A 9,764-nucleotide genomic window follows, 5' to 3' on the forward strand; every position below is an offset into this window, starting at 1 on the left:
CCACACGTCTTGGTGGCCTGGGCGGCGGCCTGGACCTGGGCGCGGGTGACCCGCGCGTCGTAACCGGTCTGACGCGTGAGTACCGCGACGGTGGCCGCACAGATATCGGCGCAGTCCAGGTTATCCCGGATGCACCGGGTCAGCCGGGGCAGCGCGTCCGCTTCTTCGGACAGGCACGCGTCCGCGCACGCCGAGCACGCCTGAGCACACGCGCCCAGGGCATCGATCACCTCCGCGAGCTGGCCGCGATCGAGGTTGATGTCGGCTGGGTAGGCATCGATCATCTGCCGGGTGTAGGTCATCATTACCTCCTCGTGGATGTGTCTCCGTGGCCGTTCGGCACACGGGATCCGGCGGGAGACCCGAGCACGGCAGCGTGCATCCGGGTTCCGGCCTATGGCGGCGGGCCAGGCCCTTCGGACGTGTCCTTGGTGTTACCGCGTTGTCCCATCCAGCCGGCCACGGCACTCGCAAGCAGAACGACGACAGCGATGATCAACATCCATCGCACGGCCTCGATGGCGAGACCGAATCCGCCGATGAGCAGTGCCAGCAGCAAGAGCAGCAGAGCGATACGCAACATCTCTCCTCCAGATTCACTCCGTTGAGTGAATGACTCCCCTGCGTGTACCCACCTGAGGACGTTCGACGCTCGCTCCGGTACCACGGGGACTCGCCGATCGCCGACCACGCTCGACGGGGCTCGATTGCGGCGTCGCGGCTTTCAGATGGGTTCGGCTGCGTCTACGGTGGTGGTGTGAGCTCCACCCACGAGGTGACGAACCAGCCACCGCCGCTGACCGGCTACGACGTGTTCGGCGCGGACGCCGCCCTGGTCGAAGCTGTGCGGCGCCACCACGGTACGACAGAGCTGGACAGGTGCCATGAGCTCGGCATACTGGCCGGATCGCCCGAGGCGCAGCAATGGGCACGGGAGGCAGATGCGCACTCTCCCGTCCTACGCACCCACGACCGCTACGGACATCGCGTCGACGAGGTCCAGTTCCATCCGTCCTGGCACCGGCTCATGGAGCAGGCGGTGCGGCATAGCCTCCACGCGGTCCCCGCGCATGCCGGCGCCGACGGCGGGAACGGCGCGACTGGCGCGGGTGGCGCCGATTCAACAGGGACATCAGCGGGCGGGGGCACCCATGTCGGCCGTGCCGCGGGGTTCCTCGTCTGGAGCCAGGTCGAGGCGGCCCACATGTGCCCGATCTCCATGACCTACGCGGCGGTGCCAGCGCTGCGCACAGACCCGGAGATCGCCGCGGTCTGGGAGCCACGCCTCACCTCGGCCGCATACGACTTCGGCCTCCGACCAGCGCGGGAGAAGGCCGGCGCGCTGGCAGGGATGGCGATGACCGAGAAGCAGGGCGGCTCGGACGTCCGCGCCAATACGACGACCGCCACCCGGTCGGGCGGTGGCTGGTACCGGTTGACGGGCCACAAATGGTTCTGCTCGGCGCCGATGAACGACGTCTTCCTCATGCTGGCGCACGCTCCCGGTGGCCTGAGCTGCTTCGTCGTTCCCCGGGTCCTCGACGACGGCACTCTCAACGCCATCATGCTGCAGCGGCTGAAGGACAAGCTCGGCAACCGCGCCAACGCCTCCGCCGAGATCGAGCTCTCAGGGACCTGGGGCCGGCTGCTCGGTGACGAGGGCCGCGGGGTCGCCACCATCATCGAGATGGTCGCGGCCACCCGCTTAGACTGCACGCTCGGCTCTGCCGCTCTGATGCGCCGTGCCGTCGCGGAGGCGGGCTGGCATGCGGCGCACCGCACGGCATTCGGAACCAAACTCGATGACGCCCCGCTGATGCAGGCCGTGCTCGCCGACTTGGCCGTCGAGTCCGAGGCCGCGACGACGCTCGGCATCCGCCTGGCGGCATGTGTGGACCGCGCTGACGACCCGCACGAGCAGGCGCTTCGGCGCATCGGGCTGCCGTTGGCGAAGTTCTGGATCTGCAAGCGCACTCCCCATGTCGTCACGGAGGCTCTGGAGTGCCTCGGTGGGAACGGCTACGTCGAGGAGAGCGGAATGCCCCGGCTGTATCGGGAAGCCCCGCTGAACTCCATCTGGGAAGGTGCGGGCAACATCCAGGCACTCGACCTGTTACGCGTCCTCAGCCGTGAGCCAGAGGCGCTGGACGCCTGGCGGGCCGAAGTGGACGTCGCCGACGACGCCGGCGCCACCAACGCCAACCTCCTGCGCTCCGCCGTCGCCGACACGGAGACCCTGCTGCGCAGCGCGGCAACCGATACCGACACGGCGATGCGTCTGGCACGGGTGCTGGCGGCACGGATGGCCGCGCTGCTGCAGGCCTCTCTGCTGGTGCGGCACGCGCCGTCCGCTGTCACCGATGCGTTCTGCGCCACGCGGCTGGACGGGACGCATGGCGTCTACGGCCTGCTGCCACCCGCCGCCGACACCCGCACCGTCATCGACCGCGCGACGCCGAGCCGCTGAAGGTGACTCGACGATGATCTGTACGGCGTGCCGCGACGGACACCACGAGGACTGCCCCGCCCGGACGAAGGGTCGCTCATGGTGCGACTGCCAGCACTATGACGCCGACCGGCCATCGGAGCCGGCGACCGGACACGCCTCCGAGTAACCGCTAGCCGCGCGCCTGGTCACCGCCCCCGGTCGCCTCGCTCGCACCGAGCAGGTTCCGGGTCAGGGCGCCACCGTCCACGACGAGCTCGCGAAGGGCATCGGCGACGTGAGCGTCGGTGACGGTCAGCGGGTCGCCGCCATCGTCGTCGGCCGCCAGCAGCGCCGCCTTGCGGAGCAGCTCCTTGATGAACGACGCGCTCACGCCCTCCGTGCGAGCGATGGCCGTCTTCCGGTCCCCCAGCTCGAGTTGCAGGCCATGCCCGTACAGATCGAACAGCCGCCGGCGACAGGATTCGTCCGGTAATGGCACATGCACCGCAAGGTCGATCCGGCCCGGCCGAGCCGCGAGAGCGGGCTCGAGCAGATCGGCCCGGTTCGTGGTCAGCAGGAAGATCACGTCGGCGTCGTCGGCCAGTCCGTCCATCTCGTTCAGCAGCTCGAACAACACCGGTCCGCAGGCGCCCTCATGGGTGCGCTCCTCGGCGACCAGGTCGACATCTTCCAGGACCACCAGCGCCGGCTGCAGCATCCGGGCCATCGCACACGCCTGCGGGATCAATCCTTGTGTCCGCCCGGTCAGCAGCAACGTGGTCCGATCGCGCATCTGAGTGATCAGGTACATCGCCGACAACGTCTTGCCGGTCCCCGGCGGGCCGTGTAGCAACAGCCCGCGCTTGAGGTGCTGGCCAGCCGCCCTGAGCCGTGCTCGCTGCCGCGCGACTCCGATAGTGTGCCGTTCGACGCGCGCCAGTGTCTCGTCCGGCAGGATCACGTCGTCGCGCGAGACGTCCGGGAGCCGCTGGAACTGAACCGACACTGCCTCCCCCGGGTTTCTTCCGGCCGATAGTGCCACGATCCGGCCCCGGTACACGCTGTGCTCGCGCACGAGCGTGCGCAGCTCGGCCAGGACGGCCTCGCCCACCTCCCGCGTGCCGGCCATGACCTCGACCACGACCTGTGGCCGGACGCCTTGGAAGCCGGGCCCGCGGACCAGCATCGCCACCCGGCGCCCGCCCTCACGCAGCAAGAACAGGCCGGTCTGCACGCAGCTGATGGTCTGATCCTGGTCGAGTGTGACGGTGGTGTATTCAACCGGCCCGACCTTCGGCCCTCCGGAGCCGAAAGCTCCTGCGTTCGTGGGCGTGACGAGCTCGCCGAACCCGATCCCGAGCATCCGGGTCATGCTGGAGCCGATGCCCAGCAGGTCGACCTCGCAACCTTCCCGGCCGGTGATCACGTCAAGCGCGACCTGCACATTGGGGTGGTCGGAGGCCTCGAAGGCCTGTCCGACGATGGGCAGCGTCGCAGGCTCCGATTCGAAGTGGCTGCGCAGAAGCTGCGAGAACACCGGTTCGGGCTCGTCCGCGGTCTGGACGGCCTGCTCCAGAAAGCCCTTGAACGCTGTCCCGAAATCCGCGGCGGACATGCCATCGTGATCATCAGCCATCCACCCAACGTACGGGCAGGAGCGCGGCCATACCAGGGGCCCGTGACGGTAGGCGCCTGGCGAGCGCGGCGCCCGTTGAGATCAGAGGCTGACGGAACAGTCCGGAACCTCTTGCGAATCCACCACCGTGCGGCCTTCTACCGCGATGGTCACCGTCCCGGAGCAGCCGGAGCTGGACAGCGTCCCGTCGAACGTCGCCGTCGCATCCTGGCCGTCGACCGTCATGGCGGCGCAGTCCGCCGTGCCGGCGAGCGTGGTGCCGTCCTGAGACAGGTCCGTCGAGCAGTCCGGGTCACCGTCGAGCTCGATGCCCGCATCGGCGAGCTGCTCCCGGATGCCCTGTTCCAGGGCATTGGACGCTACGGAGTTCGCGCGGTCGGTGATGCCGTCGGAGATCGTGTCCGAGATCTCCGAACATGCCGTGACGGCGAGCATGGGGACGACGAGCAGGAGAGGAAGTGTGCGCACCCGGTGGATGATAGTCGATCTTGCCGAATGTTCCTTATGCCGGATGTCTTACCGGCTACGTCATGATGTCCGCCAGCTGGGGGCATAAGCTGGCCTCAGAAGATGCATAAGTGCCGTCAACATTTGAGACGGTCGTCCAGATTGCGGACAACGGGTCGAGATCCGATCGCGGTCGTGCGAGTATGGCGGACATGTTGAACGCGTCGATCCTCTACCTCGTGGTCCGCCGCCACGTGGACTACCGGCGCGTCTCCAGCATGATGTGTCTGACCAGCTGACCGCCGCCCGTTGATCGATTCCGGGCGCTCGGACGTGTCGGCTTATAGGTCACCGTCGATCTGACCCGCGCGAACGTGCGTCCCCGACTCGCGAGGACGAGATTTCCTTATGCCATCGAGCCAGGTAACCATCCCGCGCCGCCCCCGTGGTGAGGGGCAGTGGGCGTTCGGCCATCTCGAACCGCTCAACCCCAACGAGCGGACCAAGAGGGACGACGACGGTCTCAACGTCCGGGCGCGCATCGAGAACATCTACAGCAAGCGCGGCTTCGCCAGCATCGACCCGCAGGATCTTCGCGGTCGCTTCCGCTGGTACGGCCTCTACACGCAGCGCAAGCCTGGCATCCCGGGCGGGCGTACGGCCGTCCTCGAGCCACACGAGCTCGACGACGAGTACTTCATGCTCCGCGTCCGCATCGACGGAGGGGCGCTGACCACCGAGCAGCTCCGCGTCATCGCCGACATCTCCACCACGTACGCGCGCGATACCGCCGACGTGACAGACCGGCAGAACATCCAGCTGCACTGGATCCGCATCGAGGACATCCCGGCCATCTGGGAGAAGCTGGAAGCCGTCGGCCTGTCCACCATGGAAGCCTGCGGCGACACACCACGCGTCATCCTGGGCTCCCCCGTCGCCGGAATCGCCGCCGACGAGGTGCTCGACCCGCAGTGGGCCATCGACGAGATCCATCGCCGCTATATCGGCTCACCCGAGTTCTCCAACCTTCCGCGGAAGTTCAAGTCCGCGATCAGTGGCCTGCCCGATGTCGTGCATGAGACGAACGACATCTCGTTCATCGGGGTCGACCACCCCGAGCACGGGCCTGGACTCGATCTCTGGGTCGGCGGCGGGCTCTCCACCAACCCGAAGCTGGCGGTCCGGCTGGGTGCATGGATTCCGCTGGAGGAAGCCCCCGAGGTCTGGGCCGGCGTCACCGGCATCTTCCGCGACTACGGATACCGCCGGCTGCGCCACCGGGCCCGGTTGAAGTTCCTCGTCGACGACTGGGGCGCAGAGAAGTTCCGCGAGGTCCTCGAGTCCGACGACTACCTCGGCCGCAAGCTCATCGACGGGCCCTCCTCCGCGGTGCCGGAGCACCCCTACGACCACGTCGGTATGCACCCGCAGAAGGACGGCCGGTACTACGTGGGCGTCGCTCCGATGGTCGGCCGCGTCTCCGGCACCACCTTGGCGAAGCTCGCGGACACCGCGGAGTCGCACGGCTCCGGCCGCATCCGCGCCACCCCGCACCAGAAGCTCGTCATCCTCGACGTCGACTCCGACGCCGTCGAGCCGCTCATCACCGAGCTCGACGCGATCGGCCTGCAGGCCCGGCCCAGCGTGTTCAGGCGCAACACCATGGCCTGCACCGGCCTGGAGTACTGCAAGCTCGCCATCGTGGAGACCAAAGGCCTGGCGACCGACACCGTCACCGAGCTGGAGAAGCGGCTCAGCGACCTGGACGGTCAGCTCGACGTCCCGATCTCGCTGAACGTCAACGGCTGCCCCAACTCATGCGCCCGGATCCAGGTGGCCGACATCGGCTTGAAGGGGCAGATCGTCAAGGGTGAGGAAGGGTTCCAGGTCCACCTCGGCGGCGGTCTGGGACTGGACTCCGGGTTCGGCCGCAAGCTTCGCGGCCACAAGGTCACCGCCGACGAGCTGCCCGACTACGTCGAGCGGCTGGTCCGGCGCTTCGTGGAACAACGCACCACTGGTGAGCGGTTCGCCCAATGGGCCGCCCGAGCCGAGGAGGCTGACCTGCAGTGACCGAGACACGAGCGGCTATCCTGCACTGCCCGTTCTGCAGTGAGGAAGATCTCTTTCCCGTCGAGGAACACGGCGGGTGGGAATGCCGCTCTTGTCTACGCGTCTTCTCAGTGAAGCTGCTCGGCCTGTCCACACGAAGGGGTGCTTGATGACCGTCACCGCTGCCGAACCTCTCGAAGAGCTCGCCCTCGACGCGGCACGCCAGCTCGAGGGAGCACCCGCCGGGACCATCATCCGCTGGGCCCACGAGACCTTCGGCGACAAGTTCACCGTGACGTCCTCGATGGCGGACGGAGTGCTGTCACACGTGGCGTCGCAAGCCATACCCGGAATCAAGGTGCTCTTCCTCGACACCGGCTACCACTTCGCGGAGACGATCGGCACCCGGGACGCGATCGCCTCCGCGTACAACATCGAGGTCGAGACGATTACCCATCCGCTCCGCGTCCCCGAGCACGAGGCCGAGTACGGCAAGCTCTACCAGACCGATCCGGACCTGTGCTGCGCCATCCGCAAGGTCTGGCCACTGGACCGTGCGCTGGCGCCGTACGACGCATGGGCCGCCGGTGTTCGCCGGGCCGAGTCGCCCAGCCGTGCCGACATCCCCGTGGTCGCGTGGGACCCGAAGCGCCGCAAGGTCAAGGTCAATCCCCTGGCGGCCTGGACCGACGACGACGTCGAGGCGTACGTCGCCAAGCACGACATCCTGATCAACCCGCTGAAGCAGATCGGGTACCTCTCCATCGGCTGCGAACCGTGCACCAGGCCCGTTCAGGCCGGCGAGGATCCCCGCGCCGGCCGGTGGTCCGGCAGCGCCAAGACGGAGTGCGGCATCAACTTCTGAGCGCGCAACGTCCTGCACGTTGGCGGTCGCGGGCCGAGCGGTGGGGAAGAGAGATCTCCCGGCGGCCACCTGCGTGAGTATGCAACGTTCAGTTGGTCTGTGGCCCGGTTGGGCTTGAGCCGGGGGATCTCTTTTCCCCACCGCTCGGCTCGAGCGTGGATAGTGCGTATGGTGCGTCGGCGGGTGAGATGGGCTCGAGAGGATAATGGCGGTAGCGCGGTAACGGCGCCGCGGGGGCAGACACGGCATAAGGGAGTCTCATGGGCACCGATCGCGCGGCAACGGCCGGCTCGGCTCAGACCAGCTCACGATATCCGCTGACGCTCGACGTCGCCGGGCGACGCGTCGTCGTGGTGGGCGGCGGGCCCGTGGCCGCGCGTCGAGCTGAGCCACTGGCGGAATGCGGTGCCGACCTGGCGATCGTCGCCCCGGCCCTCTGCGAACCGCTGGCCGCGCTCGTCGACCAGGGCCGTGCGAGCTGGCAGCCACGCCAGTACCGGCAGGACGATCTCGGCGAAGCCTGGCTGGTCCACACCGCCACTGGTGACCGGGCCGTGGACGATGCCGTGGCCGCCGATGCGGAGAGTGCGCGTGTGTGGTGCGTGCGCGCCGACGACGCCGCCGCGTCAGCCGCCTGGACACCCGCGGTGGCCCGCATCGGCGACCTTGTGGTCGCGGTCAGCGGCGGCGGGGACCCTGGCCGCGCCCGGACCGTCCGCAACGCTGTCCAGACCGCATTGGAGACCGGCCGCCTGCCGCTGCGGCACAACCGCGGCGCGGCGTCCGGAAGCGTGGCGCTCGTCGGCGGAGGCCCCGGCGATCCAGGCCTCATCACGACGCGCGGCCGCCAGCTTCTCGGCGAGGCCGACGTCGTCGTCGTCGACCGGCTCGCTCCCCATGAGCTCCTCGACGATCTCGACGACGACGTGCTGGTCATCGACGTCGGCAAGACCCCCGGCAACCACCCTGTCCCCCAGGACGAGATCACCCGCCTGCTGATCGAGCACGCGCGCGCAGGCAAGCGCGTGGTCCGGCTCAAGGGCGGCGACCCGTTCGTCCTCGGCCGCGGCGGCGAGGAGGCGATCGCCTGCCGTGAGGTCGGCGTGCCCGTCGAGGTGGTTCCCGGCGTCACCAGCGCAGTGTCGGTTCCGGCCGCGGTCGGCATCCCGGTGACCCACCGCGGTGTCTCCAAGCAGTTCACCGTCATCTCCGGGCACGAGGGTCTGGACTGGCAGCCGCTTGCCAAGAGCCAGGGAACCCTGGTCTTCCTGATGGGCGTATCGCTGCTCGCCGACACCGCTTCGCACCTGATCGCCGCGGGCAAGGATCCAGCGACGCCGGCCGCCGTCATCGAGGACGGCTACGGCCCGCGTCAACGGCTGACCACGGGCACGCTCGAGAACATCGCCGCCCGCGCCGCCGAGGTCGGCGCCCAGCCGCCCGCCGTGATCGTCGTCGGCGACGTGGCCGCCCTCGCGGCCCAGATCTCCCCATGATCATCAACCGTGGGCCGCATGGGGACCGGCTCAACGGTTGATGATCACCGGCTTAGAGATCGTGCGGGTAGGGATCGTAGTCGCGAGCGTGAAGGCATGCTGGGCGCACGTCGAGTGCTCCGCAACGCAGTTTCGTGGGTGTACTGGCCAGGCGATGGGTTTCTCGTTATCCCAGCGCGGCCGATGAGTTTGTGGCTCCGGGCCGGTCTAAGCTCGTGACACCCTAGGAAAGGACACCGCCATGTCGGAGCTTCTCGTCGATTTCATCACCTCCCTCGACGGCCACGCATCAGGAGAGGGATGGCCCGGGTTCTGGGGCCTCGAGGGCCCGGAGTACCTCGCATGGCTCGGCGAGCAGCCCGAGGCCACCTACCTGATGGGAGCGAACACCTACCGCCTCATGTCGGGCTTCGCCGCCGGCGAGGTCCCGAATGGCCAAGACGAGTTCAGGCCCGAAGAAGAGGCGTCCGTCGACGAGCTCACGCAAGCGTCCAAGGTGGTGTTCTCCTCCTCACTTGAGGAGCCACCGACGTGGGCCAACACCACGCTCGTCCGCGACGACGCCGTCGAGGCGGTCCGCGCCATGAAGTCGAGTGGCTCGGGGCTCCTCAGCACGATCGGCAGCCTCAGCCTGTGCCGGTCCCTGCTACGAGCCGGACTCGTCGACCGCTTCCGGGTCGGGATGTTCCCGGTGATCACCGGGGCCACGGGCGCAGAACGCATCTACGACGGCTATCCGGATGTCGCCCTCGAGATGATCGAGCACCGCACCTTCGATGGCCGCATCCAGCTGGTCGAGTACAAGCCCCGAGTGCTCGAGCACCCGCCGCTCGGCACCCC

Annotated in this window: 9 protein-coding genes; 5 read left to right on the forward strand and 4 right to left on the reverse strand. The window is 68.4% G+C overall.

Annotation, left to right across the window (positions count from 1 at the left end; all coding sequences use genetic code 11):
• Together ELR45_RS39565 and ELR45_RS29450 are read right to left on the reverse strand one after the other, a co-directional pair.
• Positions 1-302, reverse strand: a 302-nt coding sequence (locus ELR45_RS39565) for a four-helix bundle copper-binding protein (protein WP_205857510.1), incomplete at its 3' end; no start/stop codon positions are given.
• A 92-nt stretch (positions 303-394) separates the two neighbouring features.
• Positions 395-583 (reverse strand): flagellar basal body-associated FliL family protein, encoded by a 189-nt coding sequence (locus tag ELR45_RS29450; protein WP_129669477.1) that lies wholly within the window; start codon positions 581-583, stop codon positions 395-397.
• A gap of 174 nt (positions 584-757) precedes the next feature.
• On the opposite strand from ELR45_RS29450, the gene ELR45_RS29455 reads away from it, so the two are divergent.
• The gene (locus tag ELR45_RS29455) at positions 758-2,467 is read left to right on the forward strand and encodes an acyl-CoA dehydrogenase family protein (protein WP_205857511.1); all 1,710 of its coding nucleotides are present in this window, start codon (positions 758-760) and stop codon (positions 2,465-2,467) included.
• Between the two features lie 151 nt (positions 2,468-2,618).
• Here ELR45_RS29455 and ELR45_RS29460 read toward each other — a convergent pair whose 3' ends face one another.
• Both ELR45_RS29460 and ELR45_RS29465 read right to left on the reverse strand, forming a co-directional pair.
• Positions 2,619-4,064 carry an AAA family ATPase gene (locus ELR45_RS29460; RefSeq protein ID WP_129669478.1) on the reverse strand — a complete coding sequence of 482 codons (1,446 nt, stop codon included), beginning with the start codon at positions 4,062-4,064 and terminating at the stop codon, positions 2,619-2,621.
• Between the two features lie 81 nt (positions 4,065-4,145).
• Positions 4,146-4,532, reverse strand: coding sequence for a hypothetical protein (locus ELR45_RS29465; protein WP_129669479.1), 387 nt, complete (start codon positions 4,530-4,532; stop codon positions 4,146-4,148).
• A 387-nt stretch (positions 4,533-4,919) separates the two neighbouring features.
• Between ELR45_RS29465 and ELR45_RS29470 the strand changes: the two genes are divergently transcribed.
• The 4 genes from ELR45_RS29470 to ELR45_RS29485 all read left to right on the forward strand — a co-directional run.
• On the forward strand, positions 4,920-6,584 hold the full coding sequence (locus tag ELR45_RS29470) for a nitrite/sulfite reductase (RefSeq protein ID WP_129669480.1): 1,665 nt from the start codon (positions 4,920-4,922) through the stop codon (positions 6,582-6,584).
• A gap of 148 nt (positions 6,585-6,732) precedes the next feature.
• Positions 6,733-7,428 carry a phosphoadenylyl-sulfate reductase gene (locus ELR45_RS29475; RefSeq protein WP_129669481.1) on the forward strand — a complete coding sequence of 232 codons (696 nt, stop codon included), beginning with the start codon at positions 6,733-6,735 and terminating at the stop codon, positions 7,426-7,428.
• A gap of 260 nt (positions 7,429-7,688) precedes the next feature.
• Positions 7,689-8,924 (forward strand): uroporphyrinogen-III C-methyltransferase, encoded by a 1,236-nt coding sequence (gene cobA / locus ELR45_RS29480; protein ID WP_129669482.1) that lies wholly within the window; start codon positions 7,689-7,691, stop codon positions 8,922-8,924.
• A 241-nt stretch (positions 8,925-9,165) separates the two neighbouring features.
• Positions 9,166-9,764 (forward strand): dihydrofolate reductase family protein (locus tag ELR45_RS29485; protein ID WP_129669494.1); only part of this gene is annotated, 599 nt, incomplete at its 3' end.

Origin of the sequence: Phytoactinopolyspora endophytica (assembly GCF_004138495.1) — a bacterium.
GTDB classification, from domain to species: Bacteria; Actinomycetota; Actinomycetes; order Jiangellales; family Jiangellaceae; genus Phytoactinopolyspora; species Phytoactinopolyspora endophytica.

Coding starts and splice junctions, on each gene's coding strand:
- ELR45_RS29460 (WP_129669478.1), bottom strand. CDS start 4,064: ATGGCTGATGATCACGATGGCATGTCCGCCGCGGATTTCGGGACAGCG.
- cobA (WP_129669482.1), top strand. CDS start 7,689: ATGGGCACCGATCGCGCGGCAACGGCCGGCTCGGCTCAGACCAGCTCA.
- ELR45_RS29450 (WP_129669477.1), bottom strand. CDS start 583: ATGTTGCGTATCGCTCTGCTGCTCTTGCTGCTGGCACTGCTCATCGGC.
- ELR45_RS29475 (WP_129669481.1), top strand. CDS start 6,733: ATGACCGTCACCGCTGCCGAACCTCTCGAAGAGCTCGCCCTCGACGCG.
- ELR45_RS29470 (WP_129669480.1), top strand. CDS start 4,920: ATGCCATCGAGCCAGGTAACCATCCCGCGCCGCCCCCGTGGTGAGGGG.